Annotated in this window: 22 protein-coding genes; 15 read left to right on the forward strand and 7 right to left on the reverse strand. The window is 34.4% G+C overall.

Annotated elements, in window-relative coordinates; translation table 11 throughout:
* Positions 1-26 precede the first annotated feature (26 nt).
* Complete coding sequence (locus DR980_RS00340; protein ID WP_113633285.1) at positions 27-1,754, forward strand: tetratricopeptide repeat-containing sensor histidine kinase; 1,728 nt, start codon at positions 27-29, stop codon at positions 1,752-1,754.
* Here DR980_RS00340 and DR980_RS00345 read toward each other — a convergent pair.
* A complete protein-coding gene (locus DR980_RS00345) occupies positions 1,729-2,226 on the reverse strand; it encodes a metallophosphoesterase family protein (protein ID WP_113633286.1) in 498 nt (165 codons plus the stop codon). The genes DR980_RS00340 and DR980_RS00345 overlap by 26 nt on opposite strands.
* Positions 2,227-2,472: 246 nt before the next feature.
* Here DR980_RS00345 and truA point away from each other — a divergent pair, with 246 nt between their 5' ends.
* The 13 genes from truA to DR980_RS00410 all read left to right on the forward strand — a co-directional run bounded on the left by truA (position 2,473) and on the right by DR980_RS00410 (position 15,857).
* A complete protein-coding gene (gene truA / locus DR980_RS00350) occupies positions 2,473-3,207 on the forward strand; it encodes a tRNA pseudouridine(38-40) synthase TruA (RefSeq protein ID WP_113633622.1) in 735 nt (244 codons plus the stop codon).
* Between the two features lie 82 nt (positions 3,208-3,289).
* Entirely contained in the window at positions 3,290-5,044 is a 1,755-nt protein-coding gene (locus tag DR980_RS00355; RefSeq protein ID WP_113633287.1) for an ABC transporter ATP-binding protein, read from the forward strand.
* A 366-nt stretch (positions 5,045-5,410) separates the two neighbouring features.
* The gene (gene lpdA, locus DR980_RS00360; RefSeq protein ID WP_113633288.1) at positions 5,411-6,799 is read left to right on the forward strand and encodes a dihydrolipoyl dehydrogenase; all 1,389 of its coding nucleotides are present in this window, start codon (positions 5,411-5,413) and stop codon (positions 6,797-6,799) included.
* Between the two features lie 240 nt (positions 6,800-7,039).
* Positions 7,040-7,825, forward strand: a complete 786-nt coding sequence (locus DR980_RS00365; protein WP_113633289.1) for a hypothetical protein — start codon at positions 7,040-7,042, stop codon at positions 7,823-7,825.
* A gap of 326 nt (positions 7,826-8,151) precedes the next feature.
* A complete protein-coding gene (locus DR980_RS00370; protein WP_208630779.1) occupies positions 8,152-8,988 on the forward strand; it encodes a serine O-acetyltransferase in 837 nt (278 codons plus the stop codon).
* Positions 8,989-8,993: 5 nt separating this feature from the next.
* Positions 8,994-9,908 (forward strand): cysteine synthase A, encoded by a 915-nt coding sequence (gene cysK / locus DR980_RS00375; protein ID WP_113633290.1) that lies wholly within the window; start codon positions 8,994-8,996, stop codon positions 9,906-9,908.
* Positions 9,909-10,271: 363 nt separating this feature from the next.
* Positions 10,272-11,117: a hypothetical protein gene (locus tag DR980_RS00380; RefSeq protein WP_113633291.1), complete on the forward strand. Its 846-nt coding sequence runs from the start codon at positions 10,272-10,274 to the stop codon at positions 11,115-11,117.
* 201 nt (positions 11,118-11,318) lie between these two features.
* Positions 11,319-11,777 (forward strand): SRPBCC domain-containing protein, encoded by a 459-nt coding sequence (locus tag DR980_RS00385; protein ID WP_113633292.1) that lies wholly within the window; start codon positions 11,319-11,321, stop codon positions 11,775-11,777.
* Between the two features lie 413 nt (positions 11,778-12,190).
* Entirely contained in the window at positions 12,191-12,775 is a 585-nt protein-coding gene (locus tag DR980_RS00390) for a fasciclin domain-containing protein (protein WP_113633293.1), read from the forward strand.
* A gap of 357 nt (positions 12,776-13,132) precedes the next feature.
* On the forward strand, positions 13,133-13,807 hold the full coding sequence (locus DR980_RS00395; protein WP_113633294.1) for a hypothetical protein: 675 nt from the start codon (positions 13,133-13,135) through the stop codon (positions 13,805-13,807).
* A gap of 169 nt (positions 13,808-13,976) precedes the next feature.
* Positions 13,977-14,423 (forward strand): endo-arabinase, encoded by a 447-nt coding sequence (locus tag DR980_RS00400; protein ID WP_113633295.1) that lies wholly within the window; start codon positions 13,977-13,979, stop codon positions 14,421-14,423.
* Between the two features lie 92 nt (positions 14,424-14,515).
* Complete coding sequence (locus tag DR980_RS00405) at positions 14,516-14,914, forward strand: hypothetical protein (protein ID WP_146779205.1); 399 nt, start codon at positions 14,516-14,518, stop codon at positions 14,912-14,914.
* A gap of 70 nt (positions 14,915-14,984) precedes the next feature.
* Complete coding sequence (locus DR980_RS00410) at positions 14,985-15,857, forward strand: HAEPLYID family protein (protein ID WP_113633297.1); 873 nt, start codon at positions 14,985-14,987, stop codon at positions 15,855-15,857.
* 131 nt (positions 15,858-15,988) lie between these two features.
* On the opposite strand, the gene DR980_RS00415 is transcribed toward DR980_RS00410, so the two are convergent.
* The 6 genes from DR980_RS00415 to DR980_RS00440 form a co-directional block, all read right to left on the reverse strand.
* Complete coding sequence (locus DR980_RS00415) at positions 15,989-16,354, reverse strand: response regulator transcription factor (RefSeq protein ID WP_113633298.1); 366 nt, start codon at positions 16,352-16,354, stop codon at positions 15,989-15,991.
* A 145-nt stretch (positions 16,355-16,499) separates the two neighbouring features.
* A complete protein-coding gene (locus DR980_RS00420) occupies positions 16,500-18,851 on the reverse strand; it encodes a response regulator (RefSeq protein WP_113633299.1) in 2,352 nt (783 codons plus the stop codon).
* 9 nt (positions 18,852-18,860) lie between these two features.
* A complete protein-coding gene (locus DR980_RS00425; RefSeq protein WP_113633300.1) occupies positions 18,861-19,283 on the reverse strand; it encodes a response regulator in 423 nt (140 codons plus the stop codon).
* A gap of 21 nt (positions 19,284-19,304) precedes the next feature.
* Positions 19,305-19,715 carry a response regulator gene (locus DR980_RS00430; protein ID WP_113633301.1) on the reverse strand — a complete coding sequence of 137 codons (411 nt, stop codon included), beginning with the start codon at positions 19,713-19,715 and terminating at the stop codon, positions 19,305-19,307.
* Between the two features lie 4 nt (positions 19,716-19,719).
* Positions 19,720-20,448, reverse strand: coding sequence for a sensor histidine kinase (locus tag DR980_RS00435; RefSeq protein ID WP_113633302.1), 729 nt, complete (start codon positions 20,446-20,448; stop codon positions 19,720-19,722).
* A 6-nt stretch (positions 20,449-20,454) separates the two neighbouring features.
* A complete protein-coding gene (locus DR980_RS00440) occupies positions 20,455-22,773 on the reverse strand; it encodes a PAS domain S-box protein (protein ID WP_113633303.1) in 2,319 nt (772 codons plus the stop codon).
* A gap of 676 nt (positions 22,774-23,449) precedes the next feature.
* Here DR980_RS00440 and ppsA point away from each other — a divergent pair.
* Positions 23,450-25,870, forward strand: coding sequence for a phosphoenolpyruvate synthase (gene ppsA, locus DR980_RS00445; protein ID WP_113633304.1), 2,421 nt, complete (start codon positions 23,450-23,452; stop codon positions 25,868-25,870).
* Positions 25,871-25,875 lie beyond the last annotated feature (5 nt).

A 25,875-nucleotide genomic window follows, 5' to 3' on the forward strand; every position in this document is an offset into this window, starting at 1 on the left:
TAAAACCCAATAAAATCAAAGTATCTATGTCATACAGACAAATTGTTATCGTATTGCTTGTATTACTTAGTTCTTCCACTAATACAGTTTTTGCAAACAAAAAAAAGCCTACAAAAAAAGAAGTTACCACGCTTTCTAATGAAGCAATTCTGCTAATGAAAGAAGGCAGTTACGAAAAATCACTCATAAAGTCACGACTTGCTTTAAGTCAGGCTATTCGCCTAAAAGACAACAATCTCATTGCAGGTTCGTACAACACTATTGCTGCAAATTTTGATCAGTTATCTGAATTTGACAAAGCCTTTTATTATTATCATAAGGGCCTGACCTATGCCAACAAAACCAATAATGATGTTTTAAAAAACTGGCTCAACAATAATTTAGGTAACATTTACTGCTTTGACAAAAAGCAATACGAAAAAGGAATTTATTACTACAAAAAATCATTAGAATACAGCACCAGAATCAAGGACTCTGCACAAATTGTTTTTACAAAGCTCAATTTGACATGGGCGTATTTTGATATTGGTCGTTATGAGGAAGGACTTCCCTACCTGAAATACATCAACAAACATCATGAAAAACATGGCGATACCTCTACTATTGTTGCACTAAATATGCTCAATGGAATGTATTATAATTATAAAAATGAGCCTGAAAAAGCAACCTTCTTTTTTGAAAATGCAATAAAACATGGAAATGAAGGAAACGAAAAATCGGATTTGTCGTATTCACACCATGAGTATTCTAAGTTTTTATTAAAAAATGGAGATTATAAAAATGCTTATAAAAATCTCGCTATTTTTAATGCTATAACGGATGAATTAAACGACGAAGAAAAACTCAACAAAGCCAATGTTGCCGGTATAAATCTTGAAATTGACGAATACAAACGAGAAATTGACAAAATAGAAAGTGAGTTTAAAACCAAAGAATATGTGTTGTTACAAGAGCAATCCAGAAACAAGAAAATTGTCATTGTATTAAGCGCGATCCTATTACTATTGTTCTTGCTTTTTTACCTTTATTCCCAAAATGCGCAACTAAAACAAAAAAACAAACTGAAAGATTTGCGCAGTAAAGCGCAGGAAAACATGATTAATGCGTCTATAAACGGACAGGAATTAGAACGCAAAAAAATCGCTGCTTTTTTACATGATAATATCAGCGCTTTACTGTCATCCGCAGGATTACATTTACATGCCTACACGTCACAAAACCAGTCCTATCCGCAAGAAATAATGAAAACCAAAGCAATTCTGGAAGAAGCGCACGATCAGGTTCGGGATTTGTCACATGAATTGATGCCTTCACTTTTGGCGCGATTCGGCTTATTTGATGCTTTGGATGATTTATGTGAAAAAAATTCTAATTCGATTCTGCACTTTGAATACGCCAGTTCCATCAACAGAAAAACGCGTTATGATGAAGATTTTGAAATGAAAATTTATTTTATCATTATGGAACTTCTCAACAACATCATAAAACACAGTGATGCAAGTCAGTCTAAATTAAGTATGGAGGAAAATAACGAATTGCTGAAAATCACGCTTTTGGATAATGGAAAAGGATTTGATTCCAGTAAATTTCATGTTCTGGAAGGTTTTGGTCTGAACCAAATCAAAGCTCGTATCAATAATTTAAGAGGAAATATTTACTTGAACTCAAAACTAAACGCTGGAACAACCATTACTATTGAAGTTCCAATCACCTATCCAAAAAAAACAACTACACCCGTTTTTCCATCTCAATAATTTCCATATCCTTAATTTTGTCACCTTCAATGACAAAGCGTAACATCGTACGCACTTGATGAAAACCACTTTTTCCGGCAGCTCCAGGATTCATGTGCAATAAATTATGTTTCTTATCAAACATGACTTTCAGGATGTGCGAATGGCCACAAATAAATAATTTCGGAGGATTCGATTCCATTTCCGCTTTAATATTGGGATTGTATTTCCCAGGATAACCGCCAATATGAGTAATCCAAACATCGACACCTTCACACATAAAACGATTGTGCAACGGAAACTCCAGTCTGGCTGCGGCATCGTCAATATTTCCATACACACAACGCAACGGTTTTAGCTTTTTTATAGTATCAGTCACGGCCAAATCACCAATATCTCCGGCATGCCAAACCTCGTCAGCCTGCACGACATATTTCAAAATCGTATCATCAATGTGACTGTGCGTATCGGAAAGCAGAAGTATTTTTTTCATATTTATGTTATCATTGCAACGCTTGAGGCAATCTGGAGCTATTTCCCGCTTTCCACTTCAATCTTTTTATCCGCCGAAAAGGCGATTAAAAAGGATTTCCGTTACAATCAGGGCTAGGATTTTGTGGTAAAAATAAACATTCAAATTCCAAATAAAAAATCAAATCGAAACTTAACAAAGTTTGCACCAATGCGACTTCGTGGCAAAAAAATTAATAAGTATCTTTGTGGCTTCAAAAAAATTCACTTGAGATATTTCATCAAATTAGCATACAACGGAACCCATTATCACGGCTGGCAATACCAACCCAATGCTGCTTCTGTTCAGGAAACAATGAACAAAGCGTTTTCGGTGCTATTGAATACAACCATCAATCTTATGGGGGCCGGAAGAACAGACACCGGAGTTCATGCAAAAGAGATGTATGCTCATTTCGATTTTGAAAACCCGTTGGATATTCCCAGTTTAGTGCACAAACTCAACTCTTATTTACCAAAAGACATTGTTATTTATGAAATTATTCCGGTACATGATGAAGCGCATACTCGTTTTGATGCCACAAAAAGAACCTACGAATATCACATTAATACATTCAAAGATGTTTTTTCGCAAGAGCAAAGTTGGTATTTCCATCAAAAATTGGATGTCGATTTGATGAATGAAGCGGCACAAATATTATTCAATCACACTGATTTTCAGTGTTTTTCAAAAGTAAATACGGATGTAAATACTTTTGACTGTACAATTTTTGAAGCCAATTGGAAGCAAGAAAATGGCAGTCTGATTTTTACTATTTCGGCCAATCGTTTTTTACGAAATATGGTGCGTGCTATTGTGGGAACATTAGTAAACATAGGATTACACAAAATTACACTGGCTGATTTTACCGCCATCATTGATAGTAAAAACCGAGATAAAGCTGGTTTTTCGGTTCCGGCGCATGGTTTGTATTTAACCAAAATAGAATACGATTACATTTAAATAATTATGAATTAATAATTACGAATTATGCATCTAAGATTCAAATCGTAATTAATAATTCGTAATTCGTAATTTACAAAATATGAAAGCAAAAGCATTTGATACCCGATTATTCAAACGAATATTAAAATTTACAAAACCCTATCAATGGCGTTTTAATGGTGTAATTATTTTCGCCATTTCACTATCAATTTTTGCGGCATTACGTCCGTATTTATTGAAACAAACCGTAGATGGTTACATTGCAACCCAAGACCAACAGGGATTATTAATGTATGTCATCCTGATGGGAATTGTGCTTTTACTGGAAGTATTCTCTCAGTTTTACTTTGTCTATTGGGCGAACTGGCTCGGTCAAGACATTGTAAAAGACATTCGGACAAAACTGTTTCAACATATTCTAAGTTTCCGAATGAAATATTTTGATCACGTTCCTGTGGGCCAACTCGTAACACGTTCGGTTTCGGATATTGAATCCATTGCCCGAATTTTCAGTCAAGGATTATTCATGATTATTAGTGACTTAATGAAAATGGTTGTCGTATTGGCTTTTATGTTTTACATGAACTGGACCTTGACTTGGATTGTGATTGTGGCAATGCCAATTCTGGTTTTCTTCACCCGAATTTTCCAAAAGAAAATGCAAGTAGCTTTCGAAGAAGTGCGAACTCAAATTGCAAATATGAACTCCTTTGTGCAGGAACGCGTAACGGGAATGAAGATTGTACAACTTTTTAACCGTGAAAAAATTGAGTACGAAAAATTCAAAAGTATCAACGACAAGCACAAAAAAGCGTGGATAAAAACCATTCTTTACAACTCCATCTTCTTCCCTATTGCAGATATCATTTCGTCTTTAACGCTTGGTTTTATTGTATTATATGGTGGAATCAAGATATTAAACGGAGATAATTTCACCACTTTTGGAGATTTATTTTCGTACACCATGTTTATTGGAATGCTATTCAATCCGTTGCGTCAAATTGCAGATAAATTCAACGAGATGCAACTGGGAATGATTGCGGCGAACCGTGTTTTTGACATTTTAGATACCGAAGATCAAATTCAAGATACCGGAACCATCGAAGCTCCTATTTTTAAAGGAGATATCAAGTTCAAAAAAGTTCGTTTTGGATATATTCCGGATGAAGAAGTGATAAAAGGAATTGATTTAGAGGTGAGTGCCGGTCAAACCATTGCCATCGTAGGCTCTACTGGTGCCGGAAAATCTACGATTATTAACTTACTGAATCGTTTTTACGAAATCAACAGCGGTTCTATTTATATTGACAATCACAATATTGAGAATTACACTTTGGATTCTTTACGAAAACAAATTGCAGTAGTATTGCAAGATGTTTTCCTTTTTGCAGATACTATTTTCAATAACATCACTTTGAATAATTCTGAAATTAGTCGGGAACAAGTTTTGGCTGCAGCCAAAAAAATTGGCGTGCATGAATTCATCATGAGTTTACCGGATAATTATGATTTTGATGTTAAGGAACGCGGCGTCATGCTTTCTTCCGGTCAACGCCAATTGATTGCTTTCTTGAGAGCGTATGTGAGCAATCCAAGTATTTTGATTCTGGACGAAGCCACGTCATCAATCGATACGTATTCCGAAGAATTGATCCAGCGCGCTACGGAAACTATTACCAAAGGCAGAACATCAATTGTTATTGCGCACCGCTTGGCAACGATTGTCAACGCTGATAAAATTGTAGTAATGGACAAAGGACTGATTGTAGAACAAGGAACACATCAGGAATTAATTAACCGCGAAAGTGGGTATTACAAGAATTTGTACGATTCACAGTTTTCAGTAGCGAATTAGTTTTTTGTTGAAAAGGAATAAAGGCTCAGAGACGCAAAGGTTTCAAGGTTAAAAAATCAGCCTAAATCCGTTGAATCCGTGTCATCCGCGTTCCATTTTTCAACAATGAGAATAAAAGAGTTAAGAGTGAAAATCAATTTAATTCGTGTGCGCTAAATTTCACTTTACCTTTTCACAAAGATGCAGCAGTTAAAAAACAAAGGTGTTTTTCTGAAAATTGGTTAGTTTGCCACTTTATTACTTTGAAACTTTCTCAAAACAGAATAAATCCTTAAATTCGCCCCATCAATTAAACAAGATAAACACACAAAATGAAATGAGTTTTTACGAATTCACTTTTACAAAAATTTAAATAAAAATAAAAAAATGAAATACGATATTATAGTTTTAGGAAGTGGTCCAGGTGGTTATGTTACAGCTATTAGAGCATCACAATTAGGCTTTAAAGTAGCCGTAATAGAAAAAGAAAACTTAGGTGGTGTATGTTTGAACTGGGGTTGTATTCCAACAAAAGCGTTACTAAAATCAGCTCAGGTTTTTGATTATCTAAAACACGCTTCTGATTATGGATTGACTGTTTCATCATTCGATAAAGACTTCCCTGCTGTTGTACAACGCAGCCGTTCCGTTGCTGACGGAATGAGCAAAGGTGTTCAATTCTTGATGAAAAAAAATAAAATTGACGTAATTGATGGTTTTGGAAAATTAAAACCAGGAAAGAAAATTGATGTTACTGACAAAGACAATAAAGTTACGGAATACAGTGCGGATCATATCATTATTGCAACTGGAGCTCGTTCTCGTGAGTTGCCAAACTTGCCTCAAGATGGTGTAAAAGTGATTGGTTACAGACAAGCAATGACATTACCAACACAACCAAAATCGATGATTATCGTTGGTTCCGGAGCGATTGGAATTGAATTTGCACATTTCTATAACTCAATGGGAACTGAGGTAACTATTGTAGAATTTATGCCAAATGTAGTTCCTGTGGAAGACGAGGACATTTCGAAACAAATGGAGCGTTCTTTGAAAAAAGCAGGTATCAAAATCATGACAAACTCATCTGTTGAGAGAATTGATACTACCGGAGCAGGTGTTAAAGCATTTGTGAAAACGGCAAAAGGAGAAGAAGTTTTGGAAGCTGAGATTTTACTTTCGGCTGTTGGAATCAAAACCAATATTGAAAACATCGGATTAGAAGAAGTTGGAATCGCTACTGACAAAGATAAAATTTTGGTAAACGCCTACAACCAAACGAACATTCCAGGTTATTACGCTATTGGTGATGTAACACCAGGACAAGCATTAGCACACGTAGCTTCTGCGGAAGGAATCAATTGTGTGGAGAAAATTGCAGGACTTCATGTAGAACCTATCGATTACGGAAACGTTCCGGGTTGTACGTATGCGACTCCAGAAATTGCTTCTGTAGGTTTGACTGAAAAACAAGCTAAAGAAAAAGGATACGAATTGAAAATTGGTAAATTCCCGTTCTCAGCTTCAGGAAAAGCGAAAGCTGCCGGAACTCCGGATGGTTTTGTAAAAGTAATTTTTGATGCTAAATATGGTGAATGGTTAGGATGCCACATGATTGGTGCCGGAGTTACCGATATGATTGCTGAGGCAGTTGTAGCGCGTAAACTGGAAACTACAGGACATGAAATCCTAAAATCAATTCACCCACACCCAACCATGAGTGAGGCTGTTATGGAAGCTGTGGCTGATGCGTATGGTGAAGTAATACATTTATAGATTTCAGAATTTAGAATAAAGATTTCAGATTATATATTAATCCGATTTGTGAAAGCAAATCGGATTTTTTTGTGCCCTTAAAACATTCACTAACAGATAAAGTAGTTATAAGAATTATGAAACTTTTATACAGAATTACGTAACAAAAATTTTCTATCTAATTCCGTAATTTGAATAAATCAAAATAGTTAAAATAAACGGATTCAATTTTCTTTTTGTAATTATTTAAATCGATGCCTTATGAAAAATATTTACCTAAACACCGGAACACTAAATGAAGTTTTTAATGAACTTGAAACTTCTTTTGACGGCGTATTAAATTCAAGTAACAATGAATTTAAACTAGCCTTAGATACTGATTTCATTAAGGGAAATATTGATGTGGTTACTTTTATAAACGGAATTACATCCTTTCAGGTGAACATGACATTTTTGGATGACATCGCATTAAGCATCGAATCACCAAGTAAATCGTCTATTTTATTTGCGTACTGCACTGAAGGATATTTCAAACATAGTGTTGGCATTTCCGGACCTCAATCTAAGCTTAGAAAACATTATTCAGCAGTAGTAACCAGCAAAGCAAGCGTAAATACTATCTTGCATTTCAAAAAAAACACAGCTCTTCAATTCTCGTTGATACAAGTGGAAACCGCTGGCTTAGCAAATACGATCAATGATCCATTCATATCCCATTTGAAAAAGACGTTTTTAAATAACCAGTCCAATTTTAATTATCAAGGTCTACAAAACTTAAAAATTGCTAAAAAATTCAGTCAGATGAATTCAATTTCTGACAAAGGAATGAGCGGTCACGTACAGAAAAAAGATATTATACAGTCCATCCTTAATATGGAAATTGACAATCATACCGATACTTTAATTAAAATATCACGAGCAATCAAACGTTCGGCTCTGAATCATATTAATGACTTGAAAACAAAATACAGTGTTATCAAAAATTACGCAGCGGATTCCATTTACAGTAAAGTAATCACCTCAAAAAACCGAATCTTTATTAAGTAAGCAACAAGAAAGATATAGTGTCACAATTATTAAAAGAGTTTTTTTCCAGAGATTTGAAGGATTAGAAATATTTTAAAGCTCCTTAAAGAATTAATCTGTGAAATCTGTGGCAAAAAAATTAAGAGGTTTATCAAAACAAGAATCCGATTCGTTTTTGCTAATCGGATTTTTTTATCGAAACATTTTCAACAGCAAAGAGCTATTTTGTGGGAAATTAACATATTAACATTTATTTACAAAGCAGCATTATGAACCTATTCAATTCTGCTCTATATTTGTATTTCGAGCCTTTTTTCTCGTTTAATTCTGATTTTATTCCATTATAAATGAATACTGAAACCAACCGTTTTTCAAATACATTACACGAAAACCAAAATAAAAATTGGGTAAGAGCCATCGATTCTTCCAAAATCATCACTTGGATCGATGATTTATTCAAAATATTATTCCCTGAAAATGCTCTGGAAACCATTCAAATCGAATTGCTTTTGGACCGAAACAAAGCCAACTTCATCGCAATTCTTTCGGAGATTGTAAAAGACAAATCAGCAAATGAAATTTTAGATGACGCCGAATCTTTTTATATCGGACTTCCGAAACTATATGATTCGATGCAAAAAGATGCACAAGCCATTCTGGATACGGATCCTGCTGCTGATTGCATTCAGGAAATTATCAATTCTTATCCCGGTTTTTTTGCCATAGAAGTCTATCGCATTGCCAATGCAATTGCCTCCCGAACTACTTGTCTTTTGCCACGAATTCTCACCGAATATGCGCATAGCAAAACCGGAATCGACATTCACCCGAGCGCTACTATTGACGTCCCTTTTATGATTGATCATGGAACCGGAATTGTCATTGGCGAGACTACAATCATCGGGAAATATGTCAGTATTTATCAAGGAGTGACATTGGGAGCGTTGCAAGTTGAGAAAAGCATGCAGGAAAAAAAACGCCACCCTACCGTAGAAGATCATGTGATTATTTATGCCAATGCTACTATTTTGGGCGGAAGCACCATTATAGGAAATCACAGTATTGTAGGCGGAAACACGTTTATCACTAAGAGTGTGAATCCATATTCGTTTGTGATGCAATCCAATAAAAATACGGTTTTAAACCAACAGGAAATAAAAGACATTAATTTTTTCTCCATATAAATACTATGAAATACAACAACATATTAGAAACAATAGGCAACACGCCACACGTAAAAATCAATCGGTTATTTGGTGCCAACCACAATGTTTGGATCAAACTGGAACGTGCTAATCCCGGAGCCAGCATCAAGGACCGAATCGCTCTTGCGATGATTGAAGATGCCGAAACCAAAGGGTTATTGAAAGCTGGAGGCACTATCATTGAAGCGACATCCGGAAATACAGGAATTGGTCTCGCAATGGTCGCGGCCGTAAAAGGCTATAAATTAATATTGGTGATGCCAGAATCGATGTCGATAGAAAGACGCCGACTCATGAGCCTTTATGGTGCCGAATTTGTCTTAACACCCCGTGAAAAAGGAATGAAAGGCGCACTGGAAAAAGCGCAGGAATTAGTTGCCGAAATGCCAAATGCCTGGTCACCACTTCAATTTGAGAATCCTGCCAATATCGATATTCATAAAACAACCACCGCACAGGAAATCATAAAAGCATTCCCTGACGGACTGGATTATTTGATTACCGGCGTAGGAACTGGCGGTCACATCACGGGTTGTGCCGAAATAATGAAACAACATTTCCCCAACCTGAAAGTGTATGCTGTAGAACCTGAAGCCTCACCCGTTATCAGTGGCGGCGCACCAGCTCCCCACCCTATTCAAGGAATTGGAGCAGGATTCATCCCCGCAAACCTTCATACTGATTTACTGGACGGAACCATCCAAGTAAGCAAAGACGAAGCATTTGCATACGCCCAAAGAGCAGCCAAAGAAGAAGGTATGTTCATAGGAATCTCCTCTGGAGCATCACTCGCTGCCGTGGCCAAAAAATTATCCGAAATCCCTGAAAATGCTACAGTGCTGACTTTTTGTTACGACACCGGAGAGCATTATTTAAGCATCGAAGGCTTATTTGTGTAAACTAAAATACCTCTAAATACTAACCGATTTGTGAAAACAAGTCGGTTTTTTTATGGTGTTTATTTTTTTGGGCGTGTCCTTGTTGCAGTGCTATTGTATAAATCACATTATTTAGTGCCGCAACAGGGTCAGGCTATCCGTTATAATCTTTTATTGCGCTGCGCTTCATAAAAGGATTTCCACTGCTATCCCTCACGCAAAAGATGCTAAATATATGTTCTTGTAAGTTAAAATATCCTAAAAATAAAAAGTCCATGTGAAAATTTGTAAGAATATTTTAATATATTTGAAATAAAACAAAGTTTACCCCTATCAAACCTATAAACAAGTTATAGGCAAGTTCGTCATCATTCCTTAAATCCTATGTTTGAAATATTTTCAACAAGAGAAGTTGCAATTTTAATATGGTCAACAATATTTATTGTTGTGGCTATATTTATTGTAAAATTCAAACAACTTTTAGAACTTCTTAAATCATTTTTTGTTTCTAAAATTCAACTTCCACTATGGTTTATGTTTATATACATAACGGTAATTACAACTTGTTTATATTTCCTGAAAATTTGGAATTTTGGTTTACTAAAAGATACTATTATCTGGTCAATAGCTTCTAGTACAATTTTATTTTTCAACATAAATAAAGCAAAGGATTTAACATATTTTAAACCTGTAATATTGGAAAATCTTAAGGCTATCGTAATTTTAGAATTTGTATCCAACTTTTATACATTTAACTTTACAACCGAAATGATACTTATTCCAATAATGACATTTATTGGCCTTCTTCAAATAGCTGCAGAATATTCCGCTAAAACAAATACCGAGCATTTGAAAGTCGCTAGCTGTTTGAAAACTTTTTTTAGTTTAACTGGAATTTTAATCTTCACTTATGTTAGCTATGAAACAATTAAATATTATAATTTGCTGTTGACTGTTCAAAATATAAAAAGTCTATTACTTCCATTTGTATATACAATTTCTTTAATTCCATTTCTTTATTTACTAGCATTATATATGAATTATGAGATGCTTTTTATCCGTATACCATATCTTGTAAAAGAGAAAAAAGAGCAAAGAAAATTGAAAAGAAATATTTTACTAATTGCAAATTTAAATTTAAATAACCTGAATAAAATCAGTGTGAATTTGGATTGGTTTTCAATAGAAAAGCATGGCATTAAAAAAAGTTTAAAAAAGATTATAAAGTAAAACCTCCCTATAACAACTAATACAACGGATTTGGGCAATAGGCTTAATGGATAGTTGGTTTTGTATCTGCAAGATTTGGCAAATCCGAATAATGGGCTTAATTTAGTTCCCAAACCCGCTGTAGTAGCAAAACATTAAACCACTGCTAAATACCACATAAAATACAATTCGGAAGATTAACCTAAATAAATATTTAATACTATGAAAAAGTTACAATTCAAAGTAAGCATCAATGCACCTGTAACTAAGGTATATGATTTTATGCTTGGTATTAACAGTAAGTCAACTTATGATCAATGGACTTCTTTGTTTAACCCGACATCTACCTATGAAGGCAGTTGGGACAAGGGAAATAAAATTCTATTTATTGGAATTGATGAAAAAGGAGAAAAGGGCGGGATGGTTTCCAAGATAGCTGAAAACATTTTCAACCGCTTTGTTTCTATTCAACATTATGGTCTTATAAAAGCTGATAAGGAAATTACAGAGGGACCAGAAGTAGAAAAATGGGCAAACGGATTCGAAAACTATACTTTCGAAGAAAACAACGGGACAACAACCGTTATTGTTGACTTAGATACCACAGAAGATTTTTTAGATTATATGAACCAAACTTACCCAAAAGCACTCGAGAAGTTGAAAGAACTTTGTGAAAAATAACAATTTCAAGAATATCGTAAAAAAGACAAAGAAATAAACACAGCGTATAACAATTAAAATTTCGTTGGGTGCGCAGCAAGAACAATGAAACTCCAGTTGAACAACCTGTTCCATTTTTTCGGGAGAACCGTTCACATGCAACCACTATGGAGTTTTCATGAAATTAAGAATGAGAATATCAAGAGGGTTCAGTATCCTCTTTTTTTTTCGAAGTATTTATATTTTGATATCGTGTTTTCGGTCACTTTTAAACCTTCTAATCTCATTTTAAATTATTAAGAAGTACCGAAATCAGTACTCTAAATGAATCACTACTTTATTATTTGTTTAATTATTTGTTAAATAAATTAAACAAATAAAATAAATGTGTATCTTTGAGTATCTTAATTTAATTTAAACTTAAAATATTGACTATGAAATTAGTAAAAACAATTGGTGCATTTGCATTGTTAGGAGTAATCGCTACTTCTTGTGGAGAGAAAAAAACAGCTGAATCAACAGATATGGCTGACACAACAACTGTAGTAGTAGACACAATGGCTGTTGCTGAAACACCAAACATTGTAGGTATAGCTTCAGGAAATGCAGATTTCTCAACATTGGTTACAGCTGTTAAAGCAGCAGGATTAGTTGAAACATTAAGCGGTGATGGACCTTTTACAGTTTTCGCACCGAACAACGCAGCGTTTGATAAACTTCCTGCAGGAACTGTAGACGGGTTATTGAAACCAGAAAGTCTTGACAAATTGAAAGCTGTTTTGACGTATCACGTAGTTTCAGGAAAATTTGATGCTGCAACTGTAATTGATGCAATCAACAAAAATAACGGAAAATACACTGTTACAACTGTTCAAGGTGGTACTATTGTTTTGAGCTTGAAAGACGGAAAAGTGATGTTGACAGATGCTAATGGTGGAACTGCAACAGTAGTTCTTGCTGATGTAGCTGCTTCAAATGGAGTAATTCATGCAATTGATACTGTGGTTATGCCTAAATAAGGTTTTAACTTTTAAATTTTAGAAACCGTTGCAGCAATGCAACGGTTTTTTTATGCGGTGTCACGAACAAATAACTTTTATTTTTTGTACAGACAATAGCTTTAATTAACTTTGAAATGTAAACGTGTCAAATAATTATTGAAAACAGCAATCATTTGCTGTGATTGTCCCCGAAATAATAAAAGTTACAGGACACGAATACTTCAAAAAAGTTAACCACGAATTTCACTAATTTTCACTAATTTTTAAAATTAAATAAGAATTCGTGACTGAAACAATCAACTGCTATTACCAGAAATTCCTAATATTTAAAATGGTCATTTCAAAACTAAACAAACTCAGCTAAACAAACATAATATGAAATCCTATATCCTCTTAATTCTTCTTTCCGTAATCCTAATCGGTTGTCAGAACAAAGACAATAATTCATCTAAAATTCCAGTAGCAGCCAAAATCCAGGACACCGTTTCCAGTATGGAAGAAAGCAAAGAAAAGATTCCAGATAGCATAGCGATTGTCAAAAGTAAAAGCACGCACGGATTGATATTGACTTCTAATGCGTTACAAATTATAAATAAAAATACCGGTTCGACCTGTGAAATCCCTTTTGGCAAACCATTTGACCAAATGATTGAAATCATTAATAATGTTCTCCAATCCAAACCAAAAACTATTGGGATAAATAGTGAATGTGGTGCCGGACCTTTAAAAATGGTATCTTGGAATAATGGCTTGACAGTGGTATTTCAGAATAAAAAATCTGAATCTAAAACATCCGAAACCAATTGGCAATTTGCGGGTTGGTTCGTGGGAAGCAATTCCAAAAACTCAAAAAAAATCTCAACAATGGCTGGAATCGGCATAGGATCCACAAGAGCCGAAATGGAAAGTGCTTATGTTCTATCGGTTTCTAAAACCAGTTTAGGATACGAGTTTTCGACATCCTCCGGATTGTTTGGTATTTTTGACGGGCCAAAAAAAGAATCTAAAATTACAAGTTTATGGAGTGGCCTTAGTTGTAATTTTAGATAATTCTGCATGAAAAATGACCGTTGTTTCATGACCTTACAATTATATAAATTATAACCGAAAATAGAATATATTTACTTTAAAGTAAGTTTTACAAACGTATTTTGACGTTGTATCAATCCTTTTATACAAAAAATTAACCGAAACTATAACCATTAACCACAACAATACTATGAAATGGAAATTATCTTTTTGCCTTATCTTCAGTACAATACTTTTGACTTACGGTCAAAAAAAAGATGAATCTGCCAAAATAATAAGCCTTTTGGAAAAAGAATCGGCAACATGGAGATCCGGAGACGGAAAAGGCCATGCCGATTGCTGGCACATACAGCCATACAGCCGAATTTTGATTTCAATCGGGAACGGAACAGCGCTTGATATTCCGCCTGCGGCAATGAAAAACACGGATCCAGCAGCGATGGGAAATGGCGGTTTCTCTGTTAATACAAATTACAAAATGAGCATTCAAAAAAATAGTGCCTGGGTAAGTCACGACGAAGTATCAACCTCAAAAGACGGAACAAAAAGTTACTCTTATGAAATTCGGCTTTTAGAGAAAATTAAAGGAAAATGGAAACTAGTGGGGCAATCCATACATGTTTACAAACCAGAATAATAACCCACAGCTGCTGCGAATTTAGATTTATTTTACTTTTTTTTAACGTAAAATTACAAACAGTATCGCAGAATTAGATGTACTTATGCAAAATGATTACAGCAACAAGAAATTCTTTATTAGTCCGATATTTTTGGGGATTTATGTCCTTATATCTGCTAAATTGTTGTGTTGATTCTCCAGACGTAAAGTCTAATTATTTCCCTGAAAACCTAACCTATAATGATCAAGAAAGTGTTATTGAAATAATAATAGAGAAAGTGTTGGGATTCGAACATGCAATTCCTGAGTATGATGATACTGACACTAACGAAAACATCTTAGGAAAAAGTGCTTTTAACTTAGACCTTTTTGTTTTACCAAGCATGCATTTTTACATAAACCAAAAATTTTTAATTCTTAAAAACCAGGATTTGGCGGGACAAAATCCAATTATTTTGATCCCTTTTTTTGAAATCAATACACCTCCTCCCGAAGTTTTATTTGTTTAAATGATATCTCCTCTATTTTCATAAGAAAGTAAAGGATTACCCTTTTTTAATAAAAATAAAACAAATAAAGATGACTACCCACTGTTTAAAAACAAAGTTATGGACCTTGTTATTAATAACATTTACCGTTTATACCACTCACGCACAAACAAATACAAATCAAAGTAATAGTATCAAAGATAGTCTCTACATTCAAAAAGTTGAAGGTAAAAAAGACAGACCCAAAGTTTTGCACGCCGAACCTCTATATATTGATTTGATTAGAGATCTAGGCGCCAGAAAAGGGGAACGGGAATGGAATGTAGGACTAGGATTAACAGACAACATTACGCATGATGAATATACTGCACTAATAGAATATGAATGGGCGCCAATTGACAGATTAGGACTTGAAGTCGAATTACCTTTTTCAATATATTACCCTACAATCAGTGATGCTGCGACTCCTGGAAGTAGCCTGCACAGTATAAAACTAGCTGCACAATATACTTTTTTTGTATCCGAAAAAAAGAAGTTATCCATGGCAGTTGGTTATATTCATGAATTTCAATTAACCGATTTTAAAAATTACCAAAATGATACTTTTTTTACTGGAAATGTTTACAATCCATTTGTGGTAGTTGCGAAACGCTGGGGTCAAAATTTCCATACCCTTTTATATACTGGTCCGCAATTTTCCACACGCTACGCCGATAATTCACAACAAACAGATTGGCAAATCAACTCTAATTTTCATTATATGATTCCTGGAAGCAGAAATTTTATTGGGTTAGAGTTTAACAAAGAAATCAAAAAAAGCGATTTTGATATGACTATTCGACCACAAATGCGAGTGGAAGTAACAGAACATTTACTTGTGGGAATCGTCACTGGAATTCCTATCAAAAGAGAAAATGAAAGGTTTAGCACTTTTTTGCGGTTAATCTACGAACCGTCACATTAGAAAACTAACTCCTATTAAAAATAGAAACCTCGCCAAAATAACATTTAGCGAGGTTTTTTTGCGATTAGCCAAAAGTCTATAATTTAAACTCCAAGTATTTAATACAAATTTAAATCTAAAAATATATTTTGTTATTTCCTGAGCAAAAGACGCTTCACTCTAACGGACAATTCATTAGGACTAAAAGGCTTTGTTATAAAATCATCTGCGCCGAGTTCAAAAGCCTCCAAAACCGTTTTCTCCAATCCCACCGCTGAAAGTATGATAATTGGGATATCTAATTTGAGTTCAATTTTTACTTTATTTACGATATCTAATCCCGTTATGAAAGGCATCATAATATCTGAAATTATTAAATCTGGATTTTCTGAAACTATTTTGTCTAAAGCAACCTGTCCATTTGGACATAGGATCACGTGATATCCTTCTTTAACCAATTTGAATTCCATGGTTTTCAACATCATCTCGTCATCCTCAGCAATTAATATCTTCTTCATACAAATGGTTTTATAAATTCATAACTATAACAACTCTTACTAATTATTTGATTATCAATTAAAAGCAAATATCTGATTTTTTTTAAAAATTATCTAGATAAATAAAATATGTTTTTTACCAAAAAATTAATTTCAACCAAGAAAATTAATACTCTTCCACTAGCTCTAGTTCTTTGATAGCCAACTGACAAATTTCATTTAAATACACAACTTCCTCTTTTCTTTTTTCACTCAAAGGATTTGTTTCAATTTCATTTTCGATAATTGCAATACTTTCTGAAGCCTTGGTTATTCCCAATAAACTGATGGAAGATTTTAGTTTATGAATCTCTTCTTTCAATGTTTTGATATCATCGTTTTTGTTCGATTTAAGAATTAGTGCCATAGTTTCCGGCGTGTTTTCTAAAAAAATGGAAATCATGTTTTTTATGAAAGAATCGTCTCCTTCTGCAAAATCCTTTAAATATTTAAAATTAATGAGTTTTTCTGTTGTCATTTCTTGCGTTGGTAATTCAGGAGATTGTATCGTATTTCCTTTATTTTTATTCAAATTCTCATATAATTTCTCCAATAATACATTGAAATCATACGGTTTCGATAAGTAATCGTTCATTCCGTTTTGCAAACATCTTTTCTCTTCTTCCAATGTAGCATGCGCTGTCAAAGCGATAATAGGAACTGTAGATTTCTCGCCCATATTTGTTCGAATGTAATGCGTAAGCTCATTTCCATCCATTTCCGGCATTTGAATGTCCATCAAAATAATATCATAATCGGTATTGGTTATCTTTTCAATCGCTATTTTTCCGTTATCGGCAATATCAATTTGTTTGTCCCATTTTCCAAAAACTTTAACTGCAAGAAGCTGATTCAATTCATTATCTTCCACTAAAAGTATTTTTATGTCTTTCAAAAAATCAGGAGCGATTGCTACATTTTTTAATTTAGTGTTATTGGCGGTTCCTTTTTGAGCTTTTTTATACTCTAACGAGAAAGAGAATTCACTCCCTTTAGAAACAACACTTTCAACAGTAATTTTTCCGCCCTGTAGCTCAACCAATTTTCGCGTTATGGTAAGACCAAGTCCGGTTCCTCCATATTTTCTGGTAGTTTCATTTGAAGCCTGATTGAAACTTTCAAATATGGAATCTATTTTATCTTTTGGAATACCAATTCCGGTATCGATTACTGAAAATTTAATTAACGAATCAGTTTCGGTTTCCAGCATTTCAGTAACGACCACTTCAACATATCCTTTTTCAGTAAATTTCAGAGCATTACCAACCAAGTTCACTAAAATTTGAGACAGTTTTGTAGGATCTCCAATTAAATTGTCATTTATATCCGGATCAATATCGTACAGCAATTTTATTTTTTTCTCTTTTGCATTGGGATACAGCAACTCAATTACAGAATTGACCGTTTTTGACAAAGAAAAATTTACGGTTTCAAAAGTCATTTTATTGGCTTCAATTTTCGAGAAGTCAAGAATATCATTAATAATAAACATCAAATTATGGCTGGCTTTTTTTATCGCTTCCACACTCTGTTTCTGGTCATTATCTAGATTTGTACTCTCAAGAATTCTGGCAAATCCTATAATTCCATTCATAGGCGTCCGAATTTCATGGCTCATATTAGTAAGAAACTGCTCTTTTATTACAACCGCTTTTTCCGCTAATTCTTTCGCTTTTATCAATTCTGCTTCGGTACGTTTTTGCTCACTGATGTCTTGAATGGTTCCCAAAATTTTACAAGGTTTGCTATTTTCATCATTCAAACATTTAATGAATACACTGATATATTTTAACGTCCCTTTTTTACTGGTAATGCTGTGCTGGAACTGTACTTCTGCATTTGTATTTTTGACATGTTCGAGATTATCTTCATAAAGGGCTAAATCTTCGGCATCAGTAAAACATGATTTAAAAAAATCAACGGAAGCAATCGCCTGATTTTCTACTTCAAAAATAGTAAAGAATTCATCCGAGAAATACGCTTCGTTATTACTTAAATTAATTTCCCAGCTTCCTATTTTAGCGAGTTTTTGTGCTTCCAGAAGTCGGTTAGCATTTACTTTCAAAGCTAATTCAGTATCTTTTCGGAGCTTTATACTTTCATGTAATTTGATCACATTTCTGATACTTTGTGAAACACCATCAGGAGTCAATAGAGTTTTTGGAATATAATCCGAAGCTCCACTTAATATGGCCTGACTGGCAATTTTTTCGTCACCTTGTGAGGTTACAAAAATGATTGGTGTTTCAATTCCTGCCGTTCTTACTTTTTTCAAAAAAGAAATTCCATCCGTATCCGGCATCAAATAATCTAAAAAGATTAAGTCATAATACATTGATTCAATCTTTTCCATGCCTTCTTTTGCTGAAAACACACTGTCTACCTCAGCAATCATCCCAGATTGAGATATGGAACGACTGATGGTAATAGAGTCGATTTTATCATCATCGATTATTAATATTTTTAACACAAGGGCCATAATATGCTGTTATTTTTGACTTGAAAATTCGATAATATTCCAATAATCATTCAATACTGAAAGAAAATAATTCAATTTGTGACTTTCAAATGATAGTGGAATATAACCGGCAATATTCAGGTTCAACGCTGCTGCTTTATTTATATCTTCATCCGAATCTGTAATTACAAAGATTAAAATCGATTTCAGATCCGGATGATTTCGTATTGCATTCAATAAATTTATTCCTTTTTTCTTTGTTCTGTTCACATCAATAAGTACGATTTTAGGAACAGGATTTATTTTATGAGTTCCATCTAACATTAACCATGCCTCATTTTCGTTTTCTGCTGAAAATAAAGTATGCTTACTATCAATTTCTAAAAAAGACTTTTTGATATTTTCAATTGTGGTCTTTCTATTATCAACCAGCAAAATGTTTGCGTTTCTCATAATCAAAACAATTTAAATAAATTACATTTCACATAATTGCCAGAAATTTTTGAGCGTAGCCACTGAAGTCAGGAATTTTTCGAAAGAAAGCGGTTTAAGAATGTAACCGGCAACATTCAAATTATAAGCATTGATCTTGTCACTGTCCTCGTTTGAAGTGGTCATCACAAAAACCGATATGTTTTTAAGTTTCTCGTTTTCCCTCATAATTTTCAAAAACTCGATTCCATTCATTTTTGGCATATTAATATCCAAAATAATGATTTTAGGCAAAGGAATTATCTTATCATCTAGCATTTCAAGTGCTTCTACCCCGTTTCCGGCAACAAAAAGCGGATTCATAATATTGTTTTTAGAGAATGCTCTTTTTACATTCATTACGTCTACTTCATCGTCTTCGACTAATAAAATATTTACCAATTTTTGGTTCATAATATTAATTTTTTAATGTTATTATTTTGGGCCAATTTATTGTAAAAACCGAACCGCTGCTTAATCCCGGAGCATATTCTAATTTCCCTCCAACTAATTTCATGATTTTACAACTTATGGCTAATCCTGCTCCAGTTGTATCCAATTCGTCCTTAGAATTAACGGTATAAAAAATAGAAAATATTTTATGAATTGCCTGTTCCGGTATTCCCGGTCCGTTATCGCTGATTTTTATTTCATAATCATTCTCATTTTCGATCACGTCAACAAATACAAGCCTGTTCTCTTCATGATTAAAACGTATGGCATTATCAAGCACACTCATTATTACTTTTTGCATTTTCAATCCTAAAGTAAAACAATTCTCCTGCTGGAGATCAGCCTTAAATTGAAAATCTACATGAGCTGTGTCATCAAATAAAGCGATGCAATTCGAAATCATTTTAGGAATATTCAATTCGTAAAATTCCAATTCTGTTCGTTCAACCCGAGAAAGTTCCAGTAAGGCATTCATCATGTTTTCAAGACGCTTTACCCTATTTTTCAACAATCCTAAGTTAGTCAAAACATCTTGGTTAACAACACTTCCCAGATCTTCTTCAATCCAGGTCGTTATATTTGATATTGCTCTCATTGGTGACTTTATATCGTGTGAAACAATATAAATAAACTCTTCAAATTCTTTTTTAAGGGCTACCAATTCTTCTTGGCACTTTTTTTCAGATTCCTCCATTTTGATTTATTTAGGGACGGTAAAAATGAAACTACACCCTTTATTTTGTTCAGATTCAATATGAATTGTTCCTCCTATTTCTTCAATAATTTTTTTGACAATAGATAATCCAATTCCGGTACTCTCTTTTACATCGCGCGCTTCAATGGTTTGAAAAACTTTAAAAACTTTTTTGTGGTACTCTTCCGCAATCCCCGGACCGTTATCTTTGATGCTAAATTGGTGAAAACCGGATATTGATTTATAATGACATCCTATCTTTCCCAAAGATTTATCATTGTATTTTACTGCATTGCTAATCAAGTTACTAAAAACCTGTTGCAACAGTATTACTTCAGATATAATAACCGGAAGATTGTCGTCAATAGTAACTTCAAACCCTTCCATAGGAACAATCGAGTCAACTATTTGACTTAGCATCACTTTCAAATCAATAGTTTCTTTCTCAATTTCAACCCGTCCAATACGCGAATATTCTAAAACTCCATTAATTAAATTTTCCATTCGCAGCACACGACCGCGCAGTAAATCAAAGTTTGCACTTACCTCTTTTGGCATATTCGGCATATCTTCAACAATCCATTCCGAAAGATTATTGATTGCCCTGAGCGGAGCCTTCAAATCATGCGAAACTACGTAAGCAAACTGATCGAGTTCTTTATTCTTTTTTTCAAGATTAAGCAATGCATAATTTAGGTTTTCCTCTGCGTTTTTTTGGTCTGTTATATCAGTACTTATTGAAATATATTGATAGGGTTTATTTTTTTCGTCCAAGAAAGGAACAATAGTGGCTTTTTCCCAGTAGTAAGAACCATCTTTCTTTAAATTTCGCGTTTCTCCTTTCCAAATATCTCCCTTAACAATAGTTCGCAAAATGTTTTTAGCAGATTCTTTAGGAAGATGTCCCGTAATGCTGCGTTGATCTTTACCTATAAGTTCGTCCTTAGCATACTTAGAAATGGTACAGAAATTATCGTTCACATACGTCAGAATTCCCTTTTGATCTGAAATAGATACAATTGCGGATTCATCAAGAGCCGATCGTATATCGCTAATTTCTTTCGATTTTTGAATAATTTTCTTTTCGGCCATCGTTATCTCAGTGATGTCCTGTATAATCCCTTTTAATTCTGTAATCTCGCCATTTTCATTTTTAAAAGGCTGCCCAATCTCTAATATGTGTTTGACGCGTTGATCCGGAAATACAATTCGGTATTTGATTTTGAAATCTTTTCCCGTTTTGTTCACATTCCTGCTGACTTTATCCAACTTTGCTAAATCATCTTTATGAACTCTACTTCTGTAAGCTTCATACAATTGATCCGTTGGCATTCTATCAAGCTCAAAAATACGATAATGACCCTCTGACCAAACAAGGTCATTGGTAAGCAAATCAAATTTCCAACTTCCAATTTTCGCAATACTTTGTGATTCATCCAGTAACCTGTTCCCGTCTATTAAGCTTTGTTCTGCCTCTTTCTCTTTTGTCACATTTCGGGCAATGCAATACAAATTTCCAGTGACAGGATCCGGAGAGGTATTCCAGCTTAATACAACATATTTCCCATTTTTGCAGAGATATCTGTTTTCAAAACTAATGGTCATTTCCCCGTTAGATAGTTTTTCTACTTCATGGTACGTTGAAGCCAAATCATCAGGATGAACAAAATTCACAAAGGGACTTCCTTCCAGTTCTTCTTGAGAATAACCTAAAACGGATGTAAATGCAGGATTTACTTTGTAAAATAATCCATCCACATTTGCAATACAAACCAAATCTTTAGAGAGTTTTATAAAATTCTGAAACTCTCTCTGCGATTTATTAAGGTCTAAATTTTTCTTACGAGCATCCAGCAACAACACAACCTGACCGGCCAATAATTGCAATGCATTTTTTTGTTCTTCAGTAAGTATTTTGGGTTTTGTATCAATAACACAAAGTGATCCCAAATTAAAACCATTCGCGTCCTTAAGCGGTGCCCCAGCATAAAAGCGGATATTAGCAGATCCTGTAACAAAAGGACTATCAGCAAAATTTTCGTTTTCTAAAGTATTACTGACCTCGAAAACACTATCACCCATAATAGTATACTGGCAAAAAGAATCATCTCTCGAAGTTTCTTTAACGTCTATTCCAACGGTAGATTTAAGCCACTGTCGTTGATCATCAATTAAACTTACTAAGGCTATAGGAGTTCCACAAATGTAGGAGGCAAGCTGGGTAATAGCATCATATTCTTTTTCTGGTAATGAATCCAATACCGAATATTCTTTCAGCGCTTTTAGTCTTTCTACTTCATTCTCCGGTTTCGGATATATTTTCATCAAAATGGGACTTTCTTTAGTAGTACTGGTAAAGAATTAATAATTTCTGGAGGTCGAATGATTATTTTTTTCAATTTTCTCTAATGACCTTACCGTACTTCTATTAAAATACTAATATGTTTCATCACAAAAATAAAATTAAATTTGGATTAAACAGAAGTTTCACAACTTAAAATTACGTAATCCCATAAAGATTTCGCTGTCTTTTTTCCCGTTTTTTGTTTTCAAAAAAGTTTAAAATAATGGACACAAACTTATTTTGAAGTGTTTTTCAAAATCTTAAATCTGGTTTGTTAAATTTCAACTAATAAATACTTCATCTTTTTACCTGAAAAAAACTTCGATCCTTCCATCTTTTTAATAAAAAATAAAAATTTATTAAATGTATTCGACAAAATACACATTATACTGATAAACAGTATTTTACAAAATAAAATAATGATTATTTTTCAAAATTTAAAAAAATAATTAATTAAATTTACACTATTGGTTTCGTCGAGCAAAAACTCCTACTTAATTGTATATCAAACTAATAAAACCGATTATTAAATTTCAAACCTACAATTGAAATACAAAATTTACAATCGGAGTAAATTAAATGCCCCATTCCTATTTTCTAATATTACGATTTTGACGGACTCAAATAAGGGTCTGTTTCAACTTAAAAAAATACGAAATGGCACAGTTCAAATACATCCTATTTTTCAATCAAATTAGTATTGAATCTCTTGGAGAAGTTGGTGGCAAAAATGCCTCATTGGGCGAAATGTACAATCAGCTCAACCCCATTGGCATTAATATTCCAAACGGCTTTGCCCTTACCGCAGAAGCATATCGACTCTTCCGAAAAGAAAATAATCTGGAGCAACCGCTTCAAGATTTGCTGCTTTCATTAGATACCAAAGAGTATTCGAATCTTTCTGCTATTGGAGAAAAAGCTAGAAACCTAATTGTATCAGCAACTATTCCGGATGAGATTCATGATGAAATAAACACAGCCTATCAATCACTCAGCGAACAATGTGGCATAAATAATCTTGATGTAGCAGTCCGCAGTAGCGCCACTTCGGAGGATTTACCAACCGCTAGTTTTGCCGGAAGAATGGAATCTTTTCTAAATATCAACGGAGAACAGCAATTGCTTGAAGCAATTCGGAGATGCTACGCTTCCTTATTTACAGACCGCGCAATAAAATATCGTTATGATATGAATTTTGACAAAATAGATATCGCTATTTCCGTTGGCGTACAACAAATGGTTCGAAGTGACAAAGCGTCTTCGGGCGTGGCTTTTACCATAGATCCGGACAGCGGTTTCGAAAACACAATCATCATCAACGGATGCTGGGGACTGGGCGAAAATATTGTTCAAGGTACCATCACACCGGATGAATGGATGATTTTTAAACCCACTTTACAAAACCCGGATTTGAATCCAATGCTAAAAAAACTGTGCGGTCGAAAAGAATTCACGATGATTTACTCGGACAAATCCGAAAGTTCATCCGCAGAAAATACCATCGTAAATACCGAAACAACTTTAGAAAAACAGAACCAATTTTCCTTAACCAATCAAGAAGTCATTCAACTGTCCCGATGGTGCGCTAAAATTGAAAAACATTATCAAAAACCAATGGATATCGAATGGGCAAAAGACGGTTTAAACAATCAATTGTACATTGTTCAGGCCCGCCCGGAAACCGTTCACGGTAAAGCAAACAAGCAAGTGCGGGAAATCTATAAACTCCAAGAAAAAAGTACACTTTTGACTAAAGGAATTGCTCTTGGTGATAAAATTGCGTCCGGAAAAGCGCGAATTCTCAACAATCCGCAAGAAGGCGCTTTGTTACAAAACGGAGAAATCATTGTCACTGATTTAACGAATCCGGATTGGGATCCCATCATGAAAAGAGCTTCGGCAATCATAACCAACAAAGGCGGGCGCACCAGCCATGCCGCCATTGTAGCACGTGAACTGGGAACTGTTGCAGTTGTAGGATGCGGAAATGCTACTTCAATTATAAAAAACGGACAGGAAATCACCGTATCCTGTGCGGAAGGTAAAGAAGGAAACATCTACGACGGGAAATTGAACTGGGAAATTACAGAACAAGATTTCAGCACACTCAAAATGCCAAACACAGACCCGATGCTGATTCTTGCTGATCCCGAAAGAGCTTTTGAACTAAGTCATTATCCCAATCAGGGTGTTGGTTTGATGCGCATGGAATTTGCGATTTCGAATACCATCAAAATCCATCCTTTAGCGTTATGTGAACCTGAAAATATAACTGATTCAACTATCAAATCTGAAATAGCCAGATTGACAAAAGGCTATGAAGACCCCAAAAAATATTTCATTGATAAACTCGCCGAAGCGGTAGCGATTGTTGCTGCCGCTTTCTATCCAAAAGAGGTAATTGTTCGAATGAGTGATTTTAAAAGTAACGAATATGCTAACCTCATCGGAGGGAAATATTTTGAACCAGATGAGGAAAATCCCATGATTGGTTTCCGTGGTGCTTCGCGTTATTACAGTAATTTTTATCGAAAAGGTTTCGCCTTAGAATGCGAAGCGATGAAAAAAGTGCGCAACGAAATGGGACTTCACAATGTAAAACTGATGATTCCGTTTTGCCGCACATTCGAAGAAGGAGAAAAAGTACTGTCCGAAATGGCTAAAAACGGTTTGGTTCAAGGCATCAACGGGTTGCAGGTTTATGTGATGATTGAAATCCCAAGCAATGTATTGATGGCGGATGATTTTGCCAAACTATTTGATGGTTTTTCTATTGGTTCCAATGATTTAACGCAACTCACGCTGGGGCTGGATCGCGATTCGGCATTGGTAAGTTACTTATTCAACGAAGAAAATCCTGCCGTCAAAGCACTGATAAAAGAAACCATTCGGGTGGCCAAGCGCTACGAAATAAAAGTGGGATTGTGCGGACAAGCACCAAGCGACATCCCAGAATTTGCCGCGTTTTTAGTAAATGAAGGGATTGACAGTATCTCGTTTAACCCCGATGCTTTGATAAAAGGAATCGAAAATATTTTGGAAGCAGAACAAAAAACAAAAAGAAAAATCATAATCTAAGAAAA

It is taken from the genome of Flavobacterium psychrolimnae, from assembly GCF_003312425.1.
Taxonomy (GTDB): domain Bacteria; phylum Bacteroidota; class Bacteroidia; order Flavobacteriales; family Flavobacteriaceae; genus Flavobacterium; species Flavobacterium psychrolimnae.

What these genes read in the sequence shown, in the direction of transcription:
- DR980_RS00340 (WP_113633285.1), top strand. Translation starts at nt 27, where the DNA reads ATGTCATACAGACAAATTGTTATCGTATTGCTTGTATTACTTAGTTCT.
- DR980_RS00345 (WP_113633286.1), bottom strand. Translation starts at nt 2,226, where the DNA reads ATGAAAAAAATACTTCTGCTTTCCGATACGCACAGTCACATTGATGAT.
- DR980_RS00355 (WP_113633287.1), top strand. Translation starts at nt 3,290, where the DNA reads ATGAAAGCAAAAGCATTTGATACCCGATTATTCAAACGAATATTAAAA.
- lpdA (WP_113633288.1), top strand. Translation starts at nt 5,411, where the DNA reads ATGAAATACGATATTATAGTTTTAGGAAGTGGTCCAGGTGGTTATGTT.
- DR980_RS00365 (WP_113633289.1), top strand. Translation starts at nt 7,040, where the DNA reads ATGAAAAATATTTACCTAAACACCGGAACACTAAATGAAGTTTTTAAT.
- DR980_RS00370 (WP_208630779.1), top strand. Translation starts at nt 8,152, where the DNA reads ATGAATACTGAAACCAACCGTTTTTCAAATACATTACACGAAAACCAA.
- cysK (WP_113633290.1), top strand. Translation starts at nt 8,994, where the DNA reads ATGAAATACAACAACATATTAGAAACAATAGGCAACACGCCACACGTA.
- DR980_RS00380 (WP_113633291.1), top strand. Translation starts at nt 10,272, where the DNA reads ATGTTTGAAATATTTTCAACAAGAGAAGTTGCAATTTTAATATGGTCA.
- DR980_RS00385 (WP_113633292.1), top strand. Translation starts at nt 11,319, where the DNA reads ATGAAAAAGTTACAATTCAAAGTAAGCATCAATGCACCTGTAACTAAG.
- DR980_RS00390 (WP_113633293.1), top strand. Translation starts at nt 12,191, where the DNA reads ATGAAATTAGTAAAAACAATTGGTGCATTTGCATTGTTAGGAGTAATC.
- DR980_RS00395 (WP_113633294.1), top strand. Translation starts at nt 13,133, where the DNA reads ATGAAATCCTATATCCTCTTAATTCTTCTTTCCGTAATCCTAATCGGT.
- DR980_RS00400 (WP_113633295.1), top strand. Translation starts at nt 13,977, where the DNA reads ATGAAATGGAAATTATCTTTTTGCCTTATCTTCAGTACAATACTTTTG.
- DR980_RS00405 (WP_146779205.1), top strand. Translation starts at nt 14,516, where the DNA reads ATGATTACAGCAACAAGAAATTCTTTATTAGTCCGATATTTTTGGGGA.
- DR980_RS00410 (WP_113633297.1), top strand. Translation starts at nt 14,985, where the DNA reads ATGACTACCCACTGTTTAAAAACAAAGTTATGGACCTTGTTATTAATA.
- DR980_RS00415 (WP_113633298.1), bottom strand. Translation starts at nt 16,354, where the DNA reads ATGAAGAAGATATTAATTGCTGAGGATGACGAGATGATGTTGAAAACC.
- DR980_RS00420 (WP_113633299.1), bottom strand. Translation starts at nt 18,851, where the DNA reads ATGGCCCTTGTGTTAAAAATATTAATAATCGATGATGATAAAATCGAC.
- DR980_RS00425 (WP_113633300.1), bottom strand. Translation starts at nt 19,283, where the DNA reads ATGAGAAACGCAAACATTTTGCTGGTTGATAATAGAAAGACCACAATT.
- DR980_RS00430 (WP_113633301.1), bottom strand. Translation starts at nt 19,715, where the DNA reads ATGAACCAAAAATTGGTAAATATTTTATTAGTCGAAGACGATGAAGTA.
- DR980_RS00435 (WP_113633302.1), bottom strand. Translation starts at nt 20,448, where the DNA reads ATGGAGGAATCTGAAAAAAAGTGCCAAGAAGAATTGGTAGCCCTTAAA.
- DR980_RS00440 (WP_113633303.1), bottom strand. Translation starts at nt 22,773, where the DNA reads ATGAAAATATATCCGAAACCGGAGAATGAAGTAGAAAGACTAAAAGCG.
- ppsA (WP_113633304.1), top strand. Translation starts at nt 23,450, where the DNA reads ATGGCACAGTTCAAATACATCCTATTTTTCAATCAAATTAGTATTGAA.